The sequence below is a fragment of the Streptomyces sp. NPDC039423 genome (assembly GCF_055598725.1).
On sequence record NZ_JBVKAH010000004.1, the window covers coordinates 600,476 to 622,680 of the forward strand.

17 protein-coding genes and 3 pseudogenes are annotated in these 22,205 nt (G+C 73.3%); 14 read left to right on the forward strand and 6 right to left on the reverse strand.

Annotated features, from left to right (window positions below; genetic code table 11):
- Window positions 1–173: 173 nt before the first annotated feature.
- The 5 genes from ACZ7LK_RS16860 (at window position 174) to mug (ending at window position 5,623) form a co-directional block, all read left to right on the forward strand.
- A complete protein-coding gene (locus ACZ7LK_RS16860) occupies window positions 174–1,586 on the forward strand; it encodes a hemolysin family protein (RefSeq protein ID WP_471141454.1) in 1,413 nt (470 codons plus the stop codon).
- Window positions 1,583–2,599: a hemolysin family protein gene (locus ACZ7LK_RS16865; protein ID WP_392273358.1), complete on the forward strand. Its 1,017-nt coding sequence runs from the start codon at window positions 1,583–1,585 to the stop codon at window positions 2,597–2,599. The genes ACZ7LK_RS16860 and ACZ7LK_RS16865 overlap by 4 nt, the downstream gene beginning before the upstream one ends.
- Window positions 2,600–2,684: 85 nt before the next feature.
- On the forward strand, window positions 2,685–3,476 hold the full coding sequence (locus ACZ7LK_RS16870; protein WP_469462688.1) for an SGNH/GDSL hydrolase family protein: 792 nt from the start codon (window positions 2,685–2,687) through the stop codon (window positions 3,474–3,476).
- A gap of 73 nt (window positions 3,477–3,549) precedes the next feature.
- Window positions 3,550–4,992: an adenylosuccinate lyase gene (purB, locus tag ACZ7LK_RS16875; RefSeq protein ID WP_392273356.1), complete on the forward strand. Its 1,443-nt coding sequence runs from the start codon at window positions 3,550–3,552 to the stop codon at window positions 4,990–4,992.
- A 19-nt stretch (window positions 4,993–5,011) separates the two neighbouring features.
- The gene (gene mug / locus ACZ7LK_RS16880) at window positions 5,012–5,623 is read left to right on the forward strand and encodes a G/U mismatch-specific DNA glycosylase (RefSeq protein ID WP_392273355.1); all 612 of its coding nucleotides are present in this window, start codon (window positions 5,012–5,014) and stop codon (window positions 5,621–5,623) included.
- Between the two features lie 11 nt (window positions 5,624–5,634).
- Here the strand turns inward: mug and ACZ7LK_RS16885 are convergent, their stop codons facing one another.
- Entirely contained in the window at window positions 5,635–6,072 is a 438-nt protein-coding gene (locus ACZ7LK_RS16885) for a hypothetical protein (RefSeq protein ID WP_471141459.1), read from the reverse strand.
- A gap of 274 nt (window positions 6,073–6,346) precedes the next feature.
- On the opposite strand from ACZ7LK_RS16885, the gene ACZ7LK_RS16890 reads away from it, so the two are divergent.
- The gene (locus ACZ7LK_RS16890) at window positions 6,347–7,504 is read left to right on the forward strand and encodes an ROK family transcriptional regulator (protein ID WP_469462695.1); all 1,158 of its coding nucleotides are present in this window, start codon (window positions 6,347–6,349) and stop codon (window positions 7,502–7,504) included.
- A gap of 16 nt (window positions 7,505–7,520) precedes the next feature.
- Here the strand turns inward: ACZ7LK_RS16890 and ACZ7LK_RS16895 are convergent, their stop codons facing one another.
- Together ACZ7LK_RS16895 and ACZ7LK_RS16900 are read right to left on the reverse strand one after the other, a co-directional pair.
- The gene (locus tag ACZ7LK_RS16895; RefSeq protein ID WP_392273352.1) at window positions 7,521–8,261 is read right to left on the reverse strand and encodes a GntR family transcriptional regulator; all 741 of its coding nucleotides are present in this window, start codon (window positions 8,259–8,261) and stop codon (window positions 7,521–7,523) included.
- A gap of 261 nt (window positions 8,262–8,522) precedes the next feature.
- On the reverse strand, window positions 8,523–9,413 hold the full coding sequence (locus ACZ7LK_RS16900; protein WP_469462769.1) for an RNA polymerase sigma-70 factor: 891 nt from the start codon (window positions 9,411–9,413) through the stop codon (window positions 8,523–8,525).
- A gap of 180 nt (window positions 9,414–9,593) precedes the next feature.
- Here ACZ7LK_RS16900 and ACZ7LK_RS16905 point away from each other — a divergent pair, with 180 nt between their 5' ends.
- Complete coding sequence (locus ACZ7LK_RS16905) at window positions 9,594–10,424, forward strand: alpha/beta fold hydrolase (protein WP_469462698.1); 831 nt, start codon at window positions 9,594–9,596, stop codon at window positions 10,422–10,424.
- A gap of 36 nt (window positions 10,425–10,460) precedes the next feature.
- Here ACZ7LK_RS16905 and ACZ7LK_RS16910 read toward each other — a convergent pair.
- A pseudogene (locus ACZ7LK_RS16910) lies at window positions 10,461–11,297 on the reverse strand (DMT family transporter); the annotation flags it as partial.
- Between the two features lie 107 nt (window positions 11,298–11,404).
- Here ACZ7LK_RS16910 and pdxR point away from each other — a divergent pair.
- On the forward strand, window positions 11,405–12,895 hold the full coding sequence (pdxR, locus tag ACZ7LK_RS16915) for a MocR-like pyridoxine biosynthesis transcription factor PdxR (protein WP_469462700.1): 1,491 nt from the start codon (window positions 11,405–11,407) through the stop codon (window positions 12,893–12,895).
- 129 nt (window positions 12,896–13,024) lie between these two features.
- Window positions 13,025–14,413 carry a GNAT family N-acetyltransferase gene (locus ACZ7LK_RS16920; RefSeq protein WP_469462702.1) on the forward strand — a complete coding sequence of 463 codons (1,389 nt, stop codon included), beginning with the start codon at window positions 13,025–13,027 and terminating at the stop codon, window positions 14,411–14,413.
- Here the strand turns inward: ACZ7LK_RS16920 and ACZ7LK_RS16925 are convergent.
- Entirely contained in the window at window positions 14,346–15,560 is a 1,215-nt protein-coding gene (locus tag ACZ7LK_RS16925; protein ID WP_471141463.1) for a trans-sulfuration enzyme family protein, read from the reverse strand. The genes ACZ7LK_RS16920 and ACZ7LK_RS16925 overlap by 68 nt on opposite strands.
- 60 nt (window positions 15,561–15,620) lie before the next feature.
- On the opposite strand from ACZ7LK_RS16925, the gene ACZ7LK_RS16930 reads away from it, so the two are divergent.
- On the forward strand, window positions 15,621–16,127 hold the full coding sequence (locus tag ACZ7LK_RS16930) for an Lrp/AsnC family transcriptional regulator (RefSeq protein ID WP_392273346.1): 507 nt from the start codon (window positions 15,621–15,623) through the stop codon (window positions 16,125–16,127).
- A gap of 38 nt (window positions 16,128–16,165) precedes the next feature.
- Window positions 16,166–17,857, forward strand: a complete 1,692-nt coding sequence (locus tag ACZ7LK_RS16935) for a DUF885 domain-containing protein (protein ID WP_471141467.1) — start codon at window positions 16,166–16,168, stop codon at window positions 17,855–17,857.
- Between the two features lie 102 nt (window positions 17,858–17,959).
- Here the strand turns inward: ACZ7LK_RS16935 and ACZ7LK_RS16940 are convergent.
- Window positions 17,960–18,280 (reverse strand): annotated as a pseudogene (locus tag ACZ7LK_RS16940) (rhodanese-like domain-containing protein); the annotation flags it as partial.
- Window positions 18,281–18,347: 67 nt separating this feature from the next.
- Between ACZ7LK_RS16940 and ACZ7LK_RS16945 the strand changes: the two are divergent.
- The 3 genes and pseudogenes from ACZ7LK_RS16945 (at window position 18,348) to ACZ7LK_RS16955 (ending at window position 22,168) form a co-directional block, all read left to right on the forward strand.
- Window positions 18,348–19,793, forward strand: coding sequence for a tyrosine-type recombinase/integrase (locus ACZ7LK_RS16945; protein WP_471141470.1), 1,446 nt, complete (start codon window positions 18,348–18,350; stop codon window positions 19,791–19,793).
- Window positions 19,790–21,598 carry a hypothetical protein gene (locus ACZ7LK_RS16950; RefSeq protein WP_471141472.1) on the forward strand — a complete coding sequence of 603 codons (1,809 nt, stop codon included), beginning with the start codon at window positions 19,790–19,792 and terminating at the stop codon, window positions 21,596–21,598. Before ACZ7LK_RS16945 ends, ACZ7LK_RS16950 begins: the two co-directional genes overlap by 4 nt.
- Window positions 21,576–22,168 (forward strand): annotated as a pseudogene (locus ACZ7LK_RS16955) (M15 family metallopeptidase). Before ACZ7LK_RS16950 ends, ACZ7LK_RS16955 begins: the two are co-directional and overlap by 23 nt.
- Window positions 22,169–22,205: the final 37 nt, after the last annotated feature.

The following is a 22,205-nucleotide window of genomic DNA, read 5'->3' on the forward strand; positions in this document are numbered from 1 at the left end:
CGACCGCCCCACCGGCCACTGACCACTTTGCTGATCCTTTACCATGGGTGGACCAATTCACCCTCGATCGGAAGGTGTGAGCGTCCGCCCATGGGCGAGCCTCCCAGTAGTGGCCGTAGTCGAGATCGCGCATCCGGAGCCTCCGTGGCTGATCATGGAACGGAGGTGAACCGATGACCGAAGTGCTCCTGCTCCTCGTGGCGCTGCTGCTCTCCGTCGCATGCGGCGCGTTCGTCGCGGCCGAGTTCTCGCTGACGACGGTCGAGCGCGCCGAGCTCGAACGGGCGGTCGAGCGGGGTGAGCGGGGGGCGGCCGGCGCGCTGAAGGCCGTACGCTCCCTCACCTTCCAGCTCTCCGGCGCCCAGCTCGGCATCACCGTCACGAACCTCGTCGTCGGCATGCTGGCCGAGCCGTCCATCTCCAAGCTCATCCGCGGGCCGCTCCAGGCCCTCGGCCTCTCCGCGTCCGTGGCGTCCTCGGCGGCTCTCGTCCTCGGTACGGCCCTGTCGACGGTCGTCCTGATGGTGGTCGGCGAACTGGTCCCCAAGAACTGGGCCATCTCCTCGCCGCTCAGTGTCGCCAAGGTGGTCGCCACCCCGCAGCGGTTCTTCACCACCGCGTTCCGGCCGCTGATCAGCCACCTCAACAACACGGCCAACCGCATCGTGCGCCGGCTGGGCCTGGAGCCGGCCGAGGAGCTGGCGACCGCCCGCAGCCCGCAGGAGCTGGTGGCCCTGGCCCGCCACTCCGCGCGGGAGGGCGCCCTGGAGGCGGACACCGCCGAGCTGTTCGTCCGCACCCTGAACCTCGCCGAGCTGACCGCGGAGAACGTGATGACGCCGCGCGTCCAGGTGACCGCCCTGGAGGCCCAGGCCACCGCCGAGGACGTCGCCAACGCCACCCGCGCCACCGGTCTGTCCCGCTTCCCCGTCTACCGGGGCAGCCTGGACTCGGTCATCGGCATCGCGCACATCAAGGACGTCCTGACCGTCCCCGCCGGCCGGCGGCGCCTCAAGCCCGTCGCGGAGATCCTCCGCGAGCCGCTGCTCGTCCCGGAGTCGCTGACCGTGGACCGGCTGCTGGACAGGCTGTCGGGCAAGACGACCATGGCCGTCGTCATAGACGAGTACGGCGGTACGGCCGGCGTCGTGACGCTGGAGGACATCGTCGAGGAGGTCGTCGGCGAGGTCCGCGACGAGCACGACCCGCACGAGACACCGGACCTGGCCCCGGCCGGCGAGGACGCCGACGGGCGGGCCCTGTGGTCGGCGGACGGCGCCGCCCGCACGGACCAGCTCGAGACGATCGGCCTGCGCGTGCCGGACGGCCCGTACGAGACCCTCGCCGGACTGATGGCCACCGAGCTGGGCCGCATCCCCGCCGTCGGCGACAGCGTCGCGGTGGACGGCTGGCTGCTCGACGTGGTCGACGCCTCCGGCCGCCGCGCCGCACGGGTCCTGCTGCACGCCCCGGCGGGCGGACCGGCGAACAACGACAGCAGTGACGACGGCGGCGGCCGGCACGGCGGTGGCGGTGGCGGTGGCGGCTGGTACGGAGCCCACGAGGACGGGGAGGCGGGCCGATGACCGCGATCCAGTTGCTGATCGGCCTTCTGACGCTGGTCGTCAACGCGTTCTTCGTCGGCGCGGAGTTCGCCATGATCTCCGTACGCCGCAGCCAGATCGAACCGGAGGCGGAGGCCGGCGACCGGCGGGCGCGCAGCGTCATCTGGGGGCTGGAGCACGTCTCGGCGCTGCTCGCCGCGGCCCAGCTCGGCATCACCCTGTCGACCCTGGTGCTCGGTGTCGTCGCCGAGCCCGCCATCGCCCACCTGCTGGAGCCGGTGTTCGACGTCATGGGCGTACCGCACGGGCTGGTGCACCCGATCTCGTTCGTGATCGCGCTGTCCCTCGCCACCTACCTGCACATGCTGCTCGGCGAGATGGTGCCGAAGAACATCGCCCTGGCCGAGCCGACGCGCACGGCGCTGCTGCTGGGCCCGCCGCTGGTGGCGCTGGCGCGGGCGCTGAAGCCGGTGATCTTCACGATCAACGCGTTCGCCAACGCCCTGCTGAAGCTGATGCGGGTGGAGACGAAGAACGAGGTGTCGGCGACCTTCTCCGACGACGAGCTGGCCCGGATGGTCACGGACGCCGGTGACGCCGGTCTCCTGGACGACCGGGCGGCCGAGCGGCTGCACGACGCCCTGGAGCTGGGGCGCCGTCCGGTGCGGGACGTGGTGATGCCGGTCGAGCGGGTGGTGTACGCCCGGGTCGGCACCACACCGGAGCAGTTGGAGGCGCTGGCCGCCGAGTCCGGGTTCTCCCGCTTCCCGGTGATCGACTCGGCCCGGCGGATCCTGGGCTACCTCCACGTGAAGGACGCCCTGGACGCCGTCCCGCGCGACCTGCCGTTCCCGGTGTCGGCGATGCGCCCGATCGCCCGGGTTCGGGCGGCCACGCCGCTGGACGACGTGCTGACGGCCATGCGCCGCAGCCGCACGCACCTGGCGGCGGTGCTCGACGACGACGGCAAGCCGGCCGGCCTCGTCACCATGGAGGACGTGCTGCGCGAACTGGTCGGCCGCCCGGCCGCCTAGGGAGTGTCCGGCAGGGGCGGCGGGGGCGGGCACGGGTCCGCTCCCCCGCCGGCCCGTCCGGCCCGCACGGTACGATCACTCCGCCATGGAGATGAATGCCACCTACAACAGTTTCGTCGCGGTCGGCGACAGCTTCACCGAGGGCATGTCCGACCTGCTGCCCGACGGCTCCTACCGGGGGTGGGCCGATGTGCTGGCGGCACGTCTCGCGGCCCGCACGCCCGGCTTCCGTTACGCGAACCTCGCCGTGCGCGGCAAGCTGATCGGCCAGATCGTCGACGAGCAGGTGGACCTGGCGGCGGCCATGAAGGCGGACGTCGTGACCCTGGTCGGCGGGCTGAACGACACGCTGCGCGCCACGTGCGACATGGGCCGGGTGCGCGGGCTGCTGGAGGAGGCCGTGGAGCGGCTGGCCCCCTCGTGCGGGCGGCTCGTCCTGATGCGCAGCCCCGGCCGCAACGGCCCCGTCATGGAGCGGTTCCGGCCGCGCATGGAGGAGCTCTTCGGGTACGTGGGCGAGCTGGCCGACCGGCACGGCGCCGTCCTCGTCGACCTGTACGGCGCCGACGTGATGGGCGACCCGCGGCTGTGGGACCTGGACCGGCTGCACCTGACCACGGAGGGCCACCGGCGGGTGGCCGAGGCGGTGTGGCAGGCCCTCGGCCTGGAGCCGGCGGAGGACTGGCGGGCGCCCCTGCCCCCGGCGGTGCCGACCGCCTGGCTGGCCCGGCGGATCGGCGACGTCCGGTTCGCCCGGCAGCACTTGGGGCCGTGGATAGGGCGCCGGCTGACCGGCCGGTCCTCCGGCGACGGGCGGCCCGCCAAGCGCCCGGAGCTGGCGCCGTACCTCCTCGACGACGGGACGCCGCTCCCGTAGTCCCGCGTTCGTAGCAAGCCACAATCCGGACCGCGGCGCCGACCTGCAGAAACCGCCAGTAGAATCTGGTCACGTGACTGCTGTGTCTGCGAAGCCTCGCATCCCGAACGTCCTGGCCGGCCGCTACGCCTCCGCGGAGCTCGCCGTCCTCTGGTCCCCCGAGCAGAAGGTGAAGCTGGAGCGCCAACTGTGGCTGGCCGTGCTGCGTGCCCAGAAGGACCTCGGGATCGAGGTGCCGGAGGCCGCGCTCGCCGACTACGAGCGGGTGCTCGACCAGGTCGACCTGGCGTCGATCGCGGAGCGCGAGAAGGTCACGCGCCATGACGTGAAGGCGCGGATCGAGGAGTTCAACGCGCTGGCGGGCCACGAGCAGGTCCACAAGGGCATGACCTCCCGCGACCTCACCGAGAACGTGGAGCAGCTCCAGATCCGGCTGTCGCTGGAGCTGGTGCGCGACCGCACGGTGGCGGTGCTGGCCCGGCTGGGCAAGCTGGCGGGCGAGTACGGCGAGCTGGTCATGGCGGGCCGCTCGCACAACGTCGCCGCCCAGGCCACGACCCTCGGCAAGCGGTTCGCCACCGCGGCGGACGAGCTGCTGGTGGCGTACGCGCGCCTGGAGGAGCTGCTGGGCCGCTACCCGCTGCGCGGCATCAAGGGCCCGGTCGGCACGGCGCAGGACATGCTGGACCTGCTGGGCGGGGACGCCGGGAAGCTGGCCGAGCTGGAGCAGCGGATCGCCGGGCACCTGGGCTTCGCCCACGCCTTCACCTCGGTCGGCCAGGTCTACCCGCGCTCCCTCGACTACGAGGTCGTCACCGCGCTGGTGCAGCTCGCGTCCGCGCCCTCGTCGCTGGCCAAGACGGTCCGGCTGATGGCCGGGCACGAGCTGGTCACCGAGGGCTTCAAGCCCGGCCAGGTCGGCTCCTCCGCCATGCCGCACAAGATGAACACCCGCTCCTGCGAGCGCGTCAACGGCCTGATGGTCATCCTGCGCGGTTACGCGTCGATGACCGGCGAGCTGGCGGGCGACCAGTGGAACGAGGGCGACGTGTCCTGCTCGGTGGTCCGCCGGGTGGCGCTGCCCGACGCGTTCTTCGCGCTGGACGGACTGCTGGAAACGTTCCTCACGGTGCTCGACGAGTTCGGCGCGTTCCCGGCGGTCGTCGCCCGCGAGCTGGACCGCTACCTGCCGTTCCTGGCCACCACCAAGGTGCTGATGGCCTCGGTGCGGGCCGGGGTCGGCCGCGAGGTGGCCCACGAGGCCATCAAGGAGAACGCCGTGGCGTCGGCGCTGGCCATGCGCGAGCGGGGCGCCGAGCGCAACGAGCTTCTGGACAAGCTCGCCGCCGACGAGCGCATCCCGCTGGACCGGGCGCAGCTGGACGCGGCGATGGCGGACAAGCTGTCCTTCACGGGCGCCGCCGCCGACCAGGTCGGGGTGCTCGTCGCCCGGATCGAGGAGATCGCCAAGCAGCATCCGGACGCCGCCGGTTACGTCCCGGGTGCGATCCTCTGACGCGGGGCACACGACCCGTATGACACCTCAGGAACTCCTGGCCGCCCGTGACCGCATCGTCCCCGATGTGATCGCGGGCGGCCTGTCCGTGCTGTTCTGCGGCATCAACCCGGGGCTGATGTCGGCCGCGACGGGCCACCACTTCGCCCGCCCCGGGAACCGCTTCTGGCCCGTGCTGCACCGGTCCGGATTCACCCCGCGGCAGTTGCGCCCGTCCGAGCAGGACGAGCTGCTGCGCTACGGGCTGGGCATCACCAACGTGGTCGCCCGGGCGAGCGCGCGTGCCGACGAGCTCGACGACGAGGAGTTCCGCGAGGGGGGCCGGCTGCTGGAGCTGAAGGTGGAGCGGCTGCGCCCGCGCTGGCTCGCGGTGGCGGGCATCACCGCGTACCGCACGGCCTTCCACGAGCCCAGGGCCCGGATCGGGCCGCAGGAGCGGACGATCGGCGACACCCGGATCTGGGCGCTGCCCAATCCCAGCGGGCTGAACGCGCACTGGACGCTGGAGACGATGGCGGAGGAGTTCGCCCGGCTGCGGCGGGCCGCCCAGGACGACCGGGACGCACCCACCGGGGCGGGCGGCGGCGCCGGACGCGACTCCCGGCGCACTTCCCAGGCGGACCCGTCCTAGGGGGTGTCCCCCTAGGACGGGTCGACGTCGGTCACGGCGGCGAGGAGCTGGAACGGCAGTTCGTCGTCCCACTGGGAGACGCCCAGGGCTATCCAGCGCCCGTCGGCCCGCCAGAGCTGGACGTCGGGCACCGACTGGCTGAGCGTGACCCACGGCTCGGGTATCTCCTCGCCGGACATGGCCCGGTCCCACAGCGACCACAGGCTGAAGACCTGCGGTGCGCCCCAGCGGGCGGTCAGCAGCGCCGCGAGGGCGTCGCGCTCCGCTTCGTACTGGTCCTCGACGGCCTCGCGGCGGGTGCCGTCGTCCTCCCAGAAGTCCTCGCTGGTGGCGAGTTCACCGATGTGGAAGCCAACACCGCTGCGGGCCCCGTCCGTTCTGCCCGACTCCCCGGGGAACGGGAGGGAGCGCAGCCGGTCGATGGCCGTCAGGTGCCGTGCGGTGGTCATGGCTCCAGTAAAGCCGCCACCACTGACAATTGGCGTTCCGTCAGGCGCACCCCGTGCGGCGGGCGGCGAGGGGGACCGTCCGCATTCCGGACGGCCCCGCGGGGCGACCCGGGGGCGGTCCGGGGGCGGTCCGGAGCGGGCCCCGGGCGGTGCGCGGGGTGGTCCGCGCGGCGGCTGTCGGTGTGACCGGCGCACCAGGGGCAAGGGGTGTGACGAGGTGGCCGGATCATTGAGTACCATCCGGCAGACATCGCGCGAGCTGGGAGGACACACTGTGGGGCGGCTGACCGGCGGGGACCCGTCGCTGCTGCGGCGGATCAACTCCGCGGTGGTACTCCATGCGCTGCGGGGCGCGGACGCGCGCACGCTCACCGATCTGACCAGGATCACCGGCCTGTCCCGGCCGACCGTCGAGGGCGTGGTCGAAGGGCTGATCGGCAACGGGCTGGTGGTCGAGGCGGCGCCCGAGGAGGGCGAGGCCAGGCGCCAGGGGCGGCCGGCGCGCCGGTTCCGGTTCCGGGCGGAGGCGGGGCACCTGCTGGGCATCGAGATCGGTCCGCGCCGGGTGGCCGCGCTGATGTCGGGGCTGGACGGACGGATCATCGGTGCCGGATCGCGGGAGGTCTCGGAGACGGCCTCGGCGGACGAGCGGCTGGAGCGGGTGCGGGTGGTGGTCGCCGACGTGCTGCGGCGCACCGGCGTGGCCCGTGGCAGCCTGCGGGCCGTGGGCGTGGGGACGCCCGGGATCGTGGAGGCGGACGGCACGATCCGGCTCGGTACGGCGCTGCCCGGCTGGACGGGGCTGGCGCTGGGCGAGCGGCTGCGGCGGTCGTTCCGGTGCCCGGTGCTGGTGGAGAACGACGCGAACGCGGCGGCGGTGGCCGAGCAGTGGAAGGGCGCCGCGACCGACTCGGACGACATCGTCTTCGTCCTGGCCGGGCTGAGTCCGGGTGCGGGGTCGCTGATCGGCGGGCGGCTGCACCGGGGGTTCGGCGGGGCGGCCGGGGAGATCGGCGCGCTGCACCTGCTGGGTCAGGGCGCGACGCCGGAGACGCTGCTGTCGACGACGGACGAGCCCCTGCACCCGCTGGACGAGCAGGCGGTCGCGGAGGTCTTCGCGCTGGCGCGGGAGGGTGACGCGCGGGCGAGGGCGGCGGTGGACCGGTTCATCCAGCGGCTGGTGCACGACGTGGCGGCGCTGGTGCTGGCGCTGGACCCGGAGCTGGTGGTGGTGGGCGGCTGGGCGGCCGGCCTGGACGGTGTGCTCCAGCCGCTGCGGGACGAGCTGGCACGGTTCTGTCTGCGGCCGCCCCGGGTGGCGTTGTCGCTGCTGGGCGAGGCGGCGGTGGCGACGGGTGCGCTGCGGCTGGCGCTCGACCACGTGGAGGAGCAGCTCTTCGCGGTGGAGGGGACGGTGACGGCCCGCCGCTGAGCGACGGGCCGCGGGGTCAGGACGCGATGCCGAAGTCGCCCGCGTCGCCGAAGGTCAGCCGGCAGGTGTCGGCGCGGTACGTGGCGACGGAGACGGCGGCGGTGCGGCCGGCCGACAGGTACCGGGTGGTGACGACGAGGACGGGGGCGCCGGGCAGCCGGTCGAGCTCCTTGGCGTCGTCGGCGCGGGCGGAGCCGAGCTCGACGGCACGGTCCTGGCCGTCCAGGGTGAGCCGCTGGAGTTCGCGCAGGACGCTGCGGGCGCGGGCCGCGCCGGAGGCGTCGATGGCGGTGAGGTCCGGGACGGAGCCGGCGGGCACGTAGAGCTGCTCGGCGGCGACGGCCTGACCGTGCGTCAGCCGGAGGCGGCGCACGGTGTGCACCGGTTCGCCGGCGGCGGCCGGGTCCAGGAGGCGGGCCACGGCGGCGGGCGGGGCGGCGAGGGCGCAGTCGACGGGCTGCCAGGCCTCCTCGCCGGCGCCGGGCCACCGGGCCTGGGCGGTGGAGACGTCCACGCCCACGCGGGGCGGTGCGACGGTGGTGCCGACGCCCCGGCGGCGCTGGAGGCGGCCCTCGAGCTCAAGCTGTTCGAGTGCCTGGCGGAGCGTCGCGCGGGCGACACCGAAACGGGCGGCCAGTTCACGCTCGTTGGGCAGGATCTCCCCGACCGAGAAGTCGGTGTCCAGCGCTTCGCCGAGCACGGTCTTCAGGTGCCAGTACTTGGGCTCCGGCACCGGTTCGAGCTGCGTGGTCCCCACCCTGATCCTCCGCAATCGCCGGACTCCCGGCGGCTTTCCGTGCCTTGTTTATTAAAGGTTCCTGCACTAACCCTTGCGACCATAAAGCGGCGCACACCCTTGGTCAAGACCAATCGTCGGCCGGTTACGCAGCGGAGTCGAGCCTTGTCGCGGAGCGTTCACAGGGTGTTCGCGCACCGGCCTGCGAGGCATGGCGGCGGGCCCCGCGTCCAGGTCGGGAGGCGGGGCCCGGTCCGGCGAGGGAGGGCGAGGGGAGGGCAGTTAGGACACCAAGGCGGCGAGTTTGTCAGGATTTCTCACGATATAGATGCACTGGATGAGGCCGTCCTTGACGTCCACCTGGGTCAGCGAGTCCGGCTGCCCCTCCAGGAGCACCAGCAGCGCGGGCCCCCCGTTGACCTCCAGGGAGCGGAACTCGCCGAACGTGGCCGGATCCCGCGCCACCGCGCAGAGGAAGCGGCCGATCTTGTCGGCGGTCTCCATGACCCGCAGCGGGGCCTTGGCCTTGCCGCCACTGTCGCCGATGAGCCGCGCATCCGGGGCGAGCAGGGCCAGCAGCCCCTCCAGGTCGCCCCCCGCCGCCGCGGTGAGGAAACGCTCGGTCAGGTCGCGGCGCTCGGCGGGGTCGACGTCGTACCGGGGCCTGCCCTCGTCGACGTGGCGGCGGGCCCGGCCCGCGAGCTGGCGCACGGCGGCCTCCGACCGGTCGAGGGTGGCCGCGATCTCCGCGTACGGGAAGCCGAAGGCCTCGCGCAGCACGAACACCGCCCGCTCCAGCGGCGAGAGGGACTCCAGGACGACGAGGACGGCGAGCGACACGGAGTCGGCGAGCACCGCGCGCTCGGCGGTGTCGGGGACGGCCGGCCCGAAGTCGGTGACGAGCGGTTCGGGGAGCCAGGGGCCGACGTACGCCTCGCGGCGCGCCCGCACCTGGCGGAGCCGGTCGACGGCGAGGCGGGTGGTGACGCGGACGAGGTAGGCGCGGGGCTCGCGGATGTCCGCGTGCGCGGCGGCGGACCAGCGCAGCCAGGCCTCCTGGACCACGTCCTCGGCGTCGGCCACCCGGCCGAGCATCCGGTAGGCGACTCCGGTCAGGACGGCCCGGTGCGCCTCGAAGACGGCGGCGGCGCCGTCGGGTTCCGTCCCGGTCACGGTCCCGGTCGGGGTCGCGGTGCCGGGTTCGGTCCCGGTGTCGGTTGCCACCGTCCCATCATGCGGTACGGCGGGACGGCGGGAACGACCAGGCCCTTGAACTCGCGGCTACCGGGCGGTAATTGTTGCTGACACGGCGTCTACATCAGGGGCGCGGGGTCGGGAACAGGGAGCAGCAGCATGGCCGCACAGGTGTCTTTCCCGGTCGAGTCCTCCCGGGGGTCCGGCAGGGTGTCGCTGGAGTACGAGCGGATGGGCGACGGGGAGCCGTTGCTGCTGCTGCACGGCATAGGCCACCACTGGCAGGCCTGGCGGCCGGTGATGGGGATCCTGGCCGCCGAGCGGGAGGTGATCGCCGTCGACCTGCCCGGCTTCGGCGCCTCCCCCGCGCTGCCCGACGGATTCGCGTACGACCTGTCCACGGTGGTGCCGGTGCTCGGCGGCCTGATCGAGGCGCTGGGCCTCGACCGGCCGCACGTGGCGGGCAATTCGCTGGGCGGGCTGCTGGCCCTGGAACTGGGCCGGAAGAAGCTCGTACGGTCGGTGACGGCGCTCTCGCCCGCCGGCTTCTGGACGCCGGCCGAGCGGCGGTACGCCTTCGGGACCCTGCTGGCCATGCGCCGGGGGGCCACGGCGATGCCGCTGCCGGTGATCGAGTGGCTGTCCCGGTCGCCCGCCGGGCGGGCCGCCCTGACCAGCACCATCTACGCCCGGCCCGGGCGCCGTTCACCCGAGGCCGTGGTGGCCGAGACGCTCGCGCTGCGCGGAGCCGCCGGGTTCGCCCTGACACTGGCCGCCGGGCGCGCGGTCCGGGTCACGGACGACGTCCCCGGACTACCCGTCACCATCGCGTGGGGCACCCGCGACCGGCTGCTGCCGCGCCGCCAGGGGGTGCGCGCCAAGCGGGCCGTCCCCGCCGCCCGGCTGGTGCGCCTGCCCGGGTGCGGGCACGTGCCGATGAACGACGACCCGGCCCTGGTCGCGCGCGTCCTGCTCGACGGGAGCCGCTGACCGGCGCACGAGGACGCCCGAGCCGAGCGCGACACCCCCGCCGACCAGGGCGCTGCCGATGCCCTGGGCGAGCCCGTACGAGCCGGTGGCGACCAGCGGCGCGGTCATCGCCGCCGACACCGGGATGAGCCCGGAGAACAGGGTGGCGCGCTCGGCCCCGATCCGCTGCACGCCCATGTACCAGCAGACGAACCCGACGACCGTGACCACCGCCGCCTGCCACAGCAGGGCCAGCGCCTCCGGTCCGGTCGGCACCCGCAGCGCGTCCGCCCCGTCCATCACCAGCCCCACCAGGGCCGCCTCGGCCGCGGCGACGCCGCACACGACGGCCGTCAGCGGCTTCGGGCCCAGCGGCCGCAGCACCGGCACGGCCAGCACGGCGAACCCGACCTCCCCCACCAGCGCCGCCACCGACCAGGCGATCCCGGCCGGGTCGGTACGCCCCCACCCCTGCACCGTGAACGCCCCGGCCGCGACCAGCAGCGCCCCGTACAGCACCGGCCGGGTGGGCCGGCGGCCGTCCAGGGCCGGCACCAGGACCGCGACCACCACGGGCGCGCAGCCGACGAAGACGCCCGGGACCGCGGGTTCCGCGGTGCGCTCGGCCGCCAGCACGGCCAGGTTGAAGCCGACCATCCCCACGGCCGCGAGCACCGCGATCCGCGCCCACTGGCGGGCGGTCAGCCGGCGCACCGCCGTGGCCGGGCCCCGGGCGACCAGCGGCAGCAGCAACAGCAGGGCCACCCCGTACCGGAGGGCCTGGCCGCCCGCGTACGGGTAGTCGCCGAGCACGCCGTTGGCGGTGAAGGAGGCGCCGACGAGGACGCAGGCGAAGGCCGCGAGGAGCGCGCCCCGCGTTCGGTTCACGTTCATGGCGTCGACGCTAGGCGGGTCGGCGGTCCCGTTGGAGGGCCACTTCCCTCCCTGGTTCGAGGACCACTTCGCGCCCGGGCGGTCCGGTCCGCCGTAGGGTCGGGAGCATGACGGAGGGATCGGGTGAACCCGGCGGGAGCGCCTGGGAGTTGCTGCTGCCGGCGGTGTCCGCGCCGTCCCGGCGGCGCGGCCGGACACTTCAGTCCGCGCTGCGGGACGCGGTCAGGTCGGGGCGGCTCGCCGCCGGGACGCGGCTGCCGTCCAGCCGGGAGCTGGCGGCCGATCTGGGGGTCTCCCGGGGGCTGGTGACGGAGGCGTACGAGCAGCTCACGGCCGAGGGGTACCTGCGCAGCGGCCGGGGGTCCGGGACGTGGGTGGGCGACGCCGTGCGGCGGGCCGCGCCGGCCGCGCGGGACCTGGCGCCGCGCGGCGCGGGCGCGCGCGTGGACTTCCGCCCCGGCACACCGGACCTGTCGTTGTTCCCCCGGACCGCCTGGGCGGCCGCGCACAAGGCGGCCCTGTCCCGGCTGCCGCACCACGCGCTGGGCTACCCCGACCCGCGCGGGCTGCCGGAGTTGCGCACCGCCCTGGCCGGCCTGCTGGCGCGGCGGCGCGGGGTGGTGGCCGATCCGGAGCGGGTGGTGGTGTGCTCGGGCGTGGCCCAGGCGATGACGCTCCTCGGCTTCGTCCTGGGCGCCCGCGGGATGCGGACCCTGGGCACCGAGGACCCCGGGAGCCCGGAGCCCACCGCCCTGTTCGCGTCGGCGGGGCTGCGGACCGTGCCCCTGCCGCTGGACGCGGAGGGGCTCGCCCTCGGGCCACTGGCGGCCTCCGGGGTACGGGCCGTGGTGACCACGCCCGCCCACCAGTTCCCGTCCGGGATCGCGTACTCGGCGCGGCGCCGGGCCGGGCTGCTGGAGTGGGCGCGGGCGGTGGACGGCCTGGTGGTGGAGGACGACTACGACGGCGACTTCCGCTACGACCGGGCCCCCGTGGGCGCCCTCCAGGGCCTGGACCCGGAGCGGGTGGTGTACACCGGTTCCGTCAGCAAGTCCCTGGCGCCGGGGCTGCGGCTGGGCTGGATGCTGGTGCCGGAGTCCCTGGCCGACGAGGTCGTCGAGCGCAAGCGGACGATGGACCTGGGCAACCCGTCGCTCGACCAGGCGGTGCTCGCCCACTTCGTCACCAGCGGTGGCTACGATCGCCAGTTGCGGCGCTGCGGGCGCGCCTACCGGGAGCGGCGGGACGCGCTCATAGCCGCCCTGGCGGAGCACCTTCCGGGTACGGAGGTCAGCGGCATCGCGGCGGGCCTCCATGTGATCGCCCGCGTGCCGGGGCGCTGGGCGCCGCGACGGCCGGATGCGGTGGGGGACGCGGGGGCGCGCGGGGCAGCGGGCGGCGCGGAGGGGGCGTTCCTGGCCCGGGCGGCGGCGGCCGGGGTGGCGCTGCGGCCGCTGTCCGACTACGGGACGGCGCGGGCCGGCGACGGTGATGTGCGCCTGGTCCTCGGGTACGCCCATCTGACGCCGGCCGGGATCGCGCGCGGGGTGCGGTTGATGGCGGGCGGCGCACGGGGGGACGACCGGGCGGGCGGGTGACGGGCGGGGCCGCCCGATCCCCTGCGGACCAAACCGTTGAAAAGCGGACCTATATCACCAGAGGGACGCTTAACCCATCAGTCACAGAACGTTCGTGATCGCGCAACACCGCCGGGTCACAGTGGTGCCATGACGGATGCGACTCCTGTTAAGACCCCGCGCCGCCGCCACCACTGGCGGCGGGACCTCGTCGAACTGGCCGCGCTGTTCACCGCCGTGGCCGTCGCGGACGCGGTCGCGAACACCATCGTGCACGGTCCGCACGGCCCGCACCTCCTCGCCGTGTCGGCGGTGCTCCTTGTCGCGACGGCCGTGTTCCACACCTGGTGGGCCCGGCGCCACAGCCATGCCCCGCCGGCCCCGTCCGATACCGGCGGCGGCCCGGCCGGGGCCGCCGCCGAACGGGAGGCGGCGGCCGGGACGGTGCTGTGGCGCATGCGGACCACCGTGCGCGACGAGCCGGGGAGCCTGGCCGCGCTGTGCACGGCGCTGGCCCGCCTGCGCGTCGACATCCTGACCCTCCAGACGCACCCGCTGGCCGACGGGACGGTCGACGAGTTCCTGCTGCGGGCGCCCGCCCCGCTCCAGGCGGCGGCCCTGGCCCGCGAGGTCGCCGCGGCGGGCGGCACCGGCACGTGGACCGAGCGGGCCGACGCGCACGACTTGGTGGACACCCCGGCGCGGGTGCTGGGCCTGGCCACCCGTACCGCGCTCGACGCCGCCGAACTGCCGCTGGCGCTGCGCCAGTTGCTCGGCCGGTGCACCATCCACTCCCTGCCCGCCGTCTCCCCGACCGGCCGCCCCACCGGTGCGACCGCACCGGTGGAGGGGGCCCTGGAGCGGGGGGAGACGGTGATGCGGCTGCGCGACCCCCACGGTGGCGCCCTCACCATCGAGCGGCCGTATCTGCCGTTCACCCCCACCGAGTTCGCCCGGGCCCGCGCCCTGGTGGAGCTGGACGCCCGCCTCGGGCCGCGCATCCCGCGCAGCCAGGACGTGCTGACCCTCCCGGAGGGGAACGAGATCACGGTCCGGCGCGCCGACCAGGGCGACCTGGAGGCCGCCCGGGCCATGCACGACCGCTGCTCGGACCGCACCCTGGGCCTGCGCTACCACGGCCCGGTGGGGGACGCCCGCGGCTATCTGAACCACCTGCTCAGCCCCCGGTTCGGGCGCACCCTCGCCGTACAGACGGCGTCCGGCCGGCTGGTCGCCCTCGGGCACCTGCTGTGGGACGGCGACGAGACCGAGGTGGCCCTGCTCGTCGAGGACGAGTGGCAGCGCCGCGGCATCGGTTCCGAACTGCTGGCCCGCCTGGTGGCGCTGGCGCTGGAGGCGGGCTGCGAGAGCGTCTACGCCGTGACCCAGTCGTCCAACACCGGCATGGTCGCGGCGATGCGCGGGCTCAACCTGCCGCTCGACTACCAGATCGAGGAGGGCACCCTGGTGATCACCGCACGGCTGAACGGTGTGCCCGCGCCTCTTCCACGGCGGCAGGCCGGCCGGGCCGAGCGCTGAGCGCCTCGGTCAGGTCCCGCCACAGGTCCTCGACGTCCTCCAGGCCGACCGACATCCGCAGCAGCCGGTCGCTGACGCCCGCCGAGCGGCGGTCGTCCTGGTCCACGATGCGGTGACTGATGGAGGCCGGGTGCTGGATCAGGGTGTCGACGCTGCCGAGGCTGACCGCCGGCGTGATCAGCCGTACCCCGGCGATCACGTCGTGCGGGTCGCCGAACACCTCGAAGGAGACCATCGCCCCGCCGATCTCCGGGTAGTACACCCGTGCGATCCGCGGGTCGGCGGCGAGACGGCGGGCCAGGTCGGCGGCGGTCGTGGCGGCGGCCCGCATCCGGACCGGGAGCGTGGACAGCCCGCGCAGCAGCAGGTAACTCGCCAGCGGGTGCAGGACGCCACCGGTGGCGAACCGCACCTGGCGCAGCCGGCCGGCGAACTCCTCGTCACAGGCCACCACGCCCGCGAGGACGTCCCCGTGGCCGCCGAGGTACTTGGTGGCGCTGTGCAGGACGATCCGCGCCCCGTGCTCCACCGGGCGCTGGAGCACCGGGGTGGCGAACGTGGAGTCGACCAGGAGCGGCACGGAGCCGCAGGCCTCGGCGACCGCCCGGATGTCCACCTCGGTGAGCGTGGGGTTGGCCGGGGTCTCGACCATCACCAGGCCGGTGTCGGGGCGGATGGCGTCCGCGATGCCCGCCACGTCCGTCCAGGTCACCTCCGTACCGAGGAGCCCGGCGGTGAGCAGGTGGTCGCTGCACCCGTAGAGGGGGCGGACCGCCACCACGTGCCGGAGGCCCATGCTCGCCCGGACGAGCAGGACGGCCGTCAGGGCGGCCATGCCGCTGGCGAACGCGACGGCGCTCTCGGTGCCCTCCAGCCGGGCGAGCGCCGTCTCGAAGCGGGCGGTGGTGGGGTTGTCGAGCCGGGCGTAGACGGGCGGCCCGTCCGGCCGGGCGCCGGTGGTGGCGAACGCGTCGATGCGCTCGGCCTCGCCCCTCGCGTCGTGCGACGGGTACGTGGTCGACAGGTCGAGCGGCACGGCGTGCAGGCCCAGGGCGGCGAGGTCGTCGCGCCCGGCGTGCACGGCTTCGGTGGCCAGCGCCCTCGGGGTGGGGAGGGCGGGCGAGGTGTCGTAAGACAGGGCATCCATGGACCGCACTGTGAACATGTACCGGGCGGTAGCCGAAAATCGCCGTGTTACGTTCGGCGAATGACCGATTCTGTCGTGTTGGACACGGTCGATCTGCACATACTTCGCCTTTTGCAGAACGACGCCCGGACCACCTACCGCGAGCTCGCCGCCGAGGTCGGAGTCGCCCCTTCCACCTGTCTGGACCGGGTGGCGCGACTGCGGCGCACGGGTGTCGTGCTGGGGAACCGGCTGCGTCTCGATCCGGCCAAAATCGGCCGGGGTCTGGAGGCGCTGCTGCTGGTGCAGGTGCGCCCCCACCGCCGCGAGCTGATCGGCCCGTTCGTGGAGCGCATCCGCGCCCTGCCGGAGTCGCGCGCCCTGTTCCATCTGACCGGCCCCGACGACTACCTGGTGCACGTGGCCGTGTCCGACCCCTCCGACCTGCAACGACTGGTGCTCGACGAGTTCACCTCGCAGCGGGAGGTGGCCCGGGTGGAGACCCGGCTGATCTTCCAGCAGTGGGAGTGCGGGCCCCTCCTGCCGCCCGGCGCGCCCGCTCATTTGTCAGCCGACCGGGACGGATGAGGGTGACGACAAGGCCCGTGGCATACCAGGATGGCCTCATGCCAGAGACCTCCAGCAGCGCGCTCCCCCGCATGGTCGCCGACGCCTATGTCGACGCGCTCGTCGACCTCGACCCGATCACCGGTACGTACCTGGGCGTCCGGAAGAGCGCCGGACTCCTTCCGGACCTCTCCCCCGCCGGCCAGGAAGAGGTCGCCCGGCTGGCCCGTGACACGCTCGCCCGGCTCGACGAGGCCGAGCGCCTGCCCGGTGCCCGCGCCGGCGTGGAGCGGCGGTGCGGGCGTCTCCTGCGGGAGCGCCTCACCGCCGAACTGGCCGTCCACGACTCCGGCGAGGGACTCCGCGCGGTCAGCAACATGCGCTCGCCCGTGCACCGGGTGCGCATCGTGTTCACCGTGATGCCCACGGAGACCGGGGACGACTGGAGGGTGGTCGCCGAGCGGCTGCGCGCCGTGCCGGCCGCGATCGAGGGGTACCGCGCGTCGCTCGAACTCGGCCTGGAGCGCGGGCTGCCGGCCGGTCCCCGGGCCACCGCGACCTTCATCGGGCAGCTCACCGAGTGGGTGGGCGCGGAGGGGGCGGGACACGGCTGGTTCGAGGAGTTCGTGACGGCCGCCCCCGCCGGGTCGCGCTCGGAACTGGACCCGGCGGCGCGCGTCGCCACCCGAGCCCTGGCGGACCTGCGCGACTGGATGCGGGACGTGTACGCGCCGGCGGTGAAGGGCGCGCCCGACACGGTGGGCCGGGAGCGCTACGCCCGCTGGTCGCGCTACTTCAACGGCAGCGACTGCGACCTGGACGAGGCGTACGCGTACGGCTGGAGCGAGTACCACCGGCTGCTGGCCGAGATGCGGGCCGAGGCGGAGAAGATCCTGCCGGGCGCCGGGCCGTGGGAGGCGCTCGCCCACCTCGACGAGCACGGCACCCACATCGAGGGCGTCGAGGAGGTGCGGGTCTGGCTCCAGCGGCTGATGGACGAGGTGATCGAGGCCCTGGACGGCACGCACTTCGAACTCGCCGAGCGGGTGCGGAGGGTGGAGTCCCGGATCGCCCCGCCGGGCGGAGCGGCGGCCCCGTACTACACCGGCCCGTCCGAGGACTTCTCCCGCCCCGGCCGCACCTGGCTGCCGGTAGACGGCGAGACCCGCTTCCCGGTGTACGACCTGGTGTCGACCTGGTACCACGAGGGCGTGCCCGGCCACCACCTCCAGATCGCCCAGTGGACGCACGTCGCCGACCGGCTGTCCCGCTACCAGGCGACCGTCGGTGTCGTCAGCGCCAACGCGGAGGGCTGGGCGCTGTACGCGGAGCGGCTCATGGACGAGCTCGGCTACCTGCCCGACCCGGAGCGGCGCCTGGGCTACCTGGACTGCCAGATGATGCGCGCCTGCCGGGTGATCGTGGACATCGGCATGCACCTGGAGCTGGAGATCCCGGCGGACTCGCCGTTCCACCCCGGCGAGCGGTGGACGCCCGAGCTGGCGCAGGAGTTCTTCCAGCGGCACACCAGCCGGCCGCCGGCCTTCGTCGAGAGCGAGCTCACCCGCTACCTGTCGGTGCCCGGACAGGCCATCGGCTACAAGCTCGGCGAGCGCGCCTGGCTGCTGGGCCGGGAGAAGGCCCGCCTGGCGCACGGTGCCGCGTTCGACGCCAGGAAGTGGCACATGGCCGCGCTGTCCCAGGGCCCGCTGGGGCTGGACGACCTGGTGGAGGAGCTGGCCCGGCTCTGACGGGGCGCGCGGGGCGCGTGCCCCGGCGGGAGTACGTGGGGCGTGCGCGCGGGGCGCGGGCCGGGCGGGCGTGCGCGTGGGGCGCGGGGCGCCGGACGCCGGTCAGCAGCCGCAGTCGCCGGCGACGACCGGGGCGGTCAGCGGGTCGGCGTCGCTCTTGCGGACGCCCTCCCAGGTCTCATACGCGAAGCCCTCACGGACCCAGTACTCGAAACCGCCGAGCATCTCCTTGACCTGGTAGCCGAGTTCGGCGAGGGCGAGGGCCGCGCGGGTGGCACCGTTGCAGCCCGGGCCCCAGCAGTACGTGATCACCGGCACCGACCGGTCGAGCAGCCGCTCCGCCTGCTGCGGGACGAGTGCCGTCGGCAGGTGGACCGCGCCGGGGACGTGGCCCTGGTCCCAGGACTCCGTCGAGCGGGAGTTATCCGGGCAGTTTGGCAGCGCCTCACTGACGCACGAAGCGTGGTGATTCCGCTACGGTCCGCGATTCATGGAAGTCTTCTTCACTGTGCGGGATCTGCTGCAGGAGTCGGGCCCGCGTACGGACTTGGTGGCAGTTCTGGACCGGGAGCCTGTACGCGAGGGGATGCCATTCATCCTCGACGCGGACGGCTCGTACGACGTGCACCTGAACCGGTTCCTTCGGGCTCTGCCGATGCTGGGCTGCCGCTCGGCGAACATCTGGGAGGGCTACGCCCGCGATCTGGCGTTATGGGGTCGGTTCTTGGGGGAGGTACGCGGTCGGTCGGTGTGGGATGCGGACCGGTCGGACTTCGACGCGTTCTACGCTGCCCGCCGTCTGTCGCAGCCACCTTTTCGGGTGAAGGCGAAGACGTGGAACCGGTCCGCGGCGGCGCTGGACAAGTTCTACCGGTGGGCGATGGACGAGAGCCTGGTGGCGTCCGCGCCGTTCGGCTACCGCGAGGTGGCTGTTGCGGGGCGGGCCAACGGGCGGCTGGTGGCGGAGGCCAAAGAGAAGGGGGCCGGGTGCCTCCGTGAAGTTCCTGTCGCTGGAGCGCTACCGGGTCTTTCGGGATGTGGGATTGCGGGGGCTTCGGTCGGACGGTTCGGAGGATCCAGCCTGCCGGGTGCGCTGCGGGGCAAGGAACGCGGCGTTCGCAGATGTCTGGTGACCACGGGGATGCGGCTGGAGGAGGGCGGCAGTCTGCTGTTGCCGGAGCTGGCCCGGCTGCGGCCGCTTCCGGAGGATCGTGCAGCGCGGCTGGATCTGGCGGTGCTCACGACCAAGGGGGACAAGGGGCGGGCGGTTTGGGTGCCGGTGCGGGTGCTGCGTCGGGTGACGGAGTACGCGGAGGTGGAGAGGGCAGTGTCCCTTGCCCGTGCGACGGCTCGGGGAGGGTGGCCGGGTCGTGGGTGGACCGAGGCATGCGAGGTGGGTCCGCTGGGTGGCCGGGTGCAGGCGGCGTCCGGCCGGTGGATCTCGGTGCGGTGGGCGGACCTGGCACCAGAGGAGCGGATGCGGCTGGTGGAAGTGGATAACGCCGGGACGCGCCTGGGGCCGCTGGCGTTGTGGCTGAGCGAGCGGGGTACGCCGGTGGCGCTGAACTCGTGGGAGTACGCGTTCACGCGGGCCTGCGCGCGCACGACGGCGGGCGGGTTGCCGGTGGAGGCATCGCCCCATACATGCCGGCACACGTTCGCCGTCCACATACTCACTCAGCTGGTCCGGTGCCAGATCGCGGCGATGCGGTCGGGCCAGGCGGATCTGCGGATGGGCGCCTACCAGCGGGTGATGGGGGACCCGCTGCGGATCCTGCAGCGGCTATTGGGGCATGCCCATATCAGCTCGACCCACGTCTATCTGGACTCCTTGGCGGAGGCCCAGGAGCTGATCGACGAGGCGGTCGCCGAAATGGCCGGGCGGCTCACGGAGGACGGCCTCGACGATCTGTCGTCCCTGGTGGGTTCCTGGTGAGCGGACTGAGGCGGCCACGCCGAGCGAACTTCGCGCTGCCGTCTGCCGAGGCCGAGCAGGCAGGCGAGGACATCTCGCCGCTGGCCTTCCGGATTCCGCTTCCTGGCCAGCCCTCGACCCTGGTGGACCTGACGAACGCCAAGTGCCCCTTGCTGGCGAGGGAGTTGGGGGCAACGATCCGCTCGATGGCACAGGTGGGCCGGCGGATCGCCTCGCGCGGCTCGGTGCAGTCATACACCCAGGCCGCCCGGAAGATGGACGTGTTCTTTGCCCACCGGGCGGGCGCGGACGCCGCCGTCTGGACAGCCGGGCGGATCACGCCCCGGGACGTCGACGACTTCGAGACCTGGCTCTACGACACAGCTCCGACCGAGCGGACGGCCTACTCGCTGCTGACGATCGCGTTGACCATGCTGCGCGAGATCCGCGACGCCGGGCCGGAGAGGCTGAGCCCGGCCCTTCACGACCGGCTGATGTTCGTCGGGCGTCGGCCCCGCCCACCGTTCGACAAGCGGGTGGATGCCTATCCTCCGCCGGTCGCGCAGGCCCTGCGGGAGGCATGCCGCCGCCACATCCGTGACGCGGTACGGCGGCTGACGGTCGAGGCGGATGCCCTGGTGGCCGCGGGTCAGGATCCGCTGGTCGGCGGGTGGGGGTTGCGGGAGAACGTACTGTGGTACTTGGACCGCCACGGCCCTTTGAGCGTCCGGGAGTTGATGGCCCACCGCACCCGCCAGGCTGGCATGGGACCGGAACCTTGGGAGGGCAGGCAGCGTCAGCTGCACCAGGCCGTGTTCCCGACGGCGGAGGACCTGGCGGCCCTCTACCTGCTGCTGGTCCTGTCCACCGGGCTGGAGCCGGAGTGCGCGCTGAAGCTGTCGGTGGACTGCCTGAAGAATCCGACCCGTGGCTACGTCGAGATCGAGTACATCAAGCGGCGTCGGCACGGCAGCGAGCTGAACCGGATGCGGGTACGTGACGGAGGAGTGAGTACACCGGGCGGACTGATCCGACTGGTCATGCGGCTCACCCGGCGGGCCCGGGCGCATGCCTGGGACGATTCGAAGTCGGCGCTGTGGATCTACTGGCAGGACCGGACCGGGAGGATCAGCGGCGGCCAGCGGCACTTCCGACCACGGCATGCGGCCGGCCTGTTCTGCGAGCGCTACGACATGTGCGACGAACAGGGTGAACGGCTGGCCGTCCAGCTCAAACGGCTCCGCAAGACCTACAAGGCGGAGTTCTACCGGGCAACCAAGGGGCAGCTCCCCCTGCTGGCGCGCGGCCACTCCACAGAGGTGGCAGCCACCCACTACGCCGACATTCCGGCGCGTCGGCCGCTGCACGAGGCCGCGGTCGCCGACGGCCTGACACAGGCCCTTGAGGAGGCGGTCCTGCTGCGGGTGATCCCACCGCAGCGGGAGGCCGAGTTGCAGCAGGACGCCGCGGCCGCGGCGAAGGAGTTCGACGTCGGGCAGGAGGAGGCGAAGCAGCTGCTGGACGGCGAGATGGACCTGTGGCTGTCGTCCTGCCGGGACTTCTTCAACTCCCCGTTCGGCAGCGCCGGGCAGGCCTGCCCGGTTCCGTTCTGGAGCTGCCTGGACTGCTCCAACGCAGTGATCACCTCGCGAAAGCTGCCCGCCGTCCTGGCCTATCTGGACCACATCGAAGACCAGCGCCAGGAGATGCCCGCCGAGGCGTTCGAGCTCGTCCACCGCCGCACCCGGCAGCGGATCCTGACGCAGGTCCTGCCCGCGTTCCCCGAAGCGGTCCTCACCAGCCGTGCCTGTTCAGGAGGGCGGTGAACGGCTCGTGGATGTGCGACGAGACACCCCCTGCTGGTCGATGAGCGGAAGTGGCAGGACTCCGCTGGCGCCTTCACCCACCTGCGAGAAGGAGTACTCGATCGACTTCTCAAAGCACAGGCACTGTTACCCGAAGAAGTACGGCTGCTGTTCGTCGAGGGGTATCGCCCGCCGTCCCTTCAACGTCAGTACTTCGACGAATACGCCGCCCACCTGCGGGCCGATCACCCGGGATGGTCCGTTGACCAGGTTCGTTCGGCCGCCAGTCGCTATGTCTCGCCGCCCGAGATCGCACCGCACAGCGCAGGCGCAGCCGTTGACCTGACGCTGGCCGATGCCGACGGTCGTGAACTCGACATGGGCACCCGCATGAATGCGACTCCTGAGGAGAGCGCAGGTGCCTGTTACACGCAAGCCGACATCATCAGCGCCGAGGCCCGCTCCCATCGGAACATCTTGAGCATGGCGCTTACCGCTGCTGGCCTGGTCAACTACCCCACAGAGTGGTGGCACTGGTCATACGGAGACCGATACTGGGCCTTGATGACAGGAGCGGAAGCCGCTCACTAGGGGCCCAAGGAACTCGACTGATCGCAGACCTCGTGGA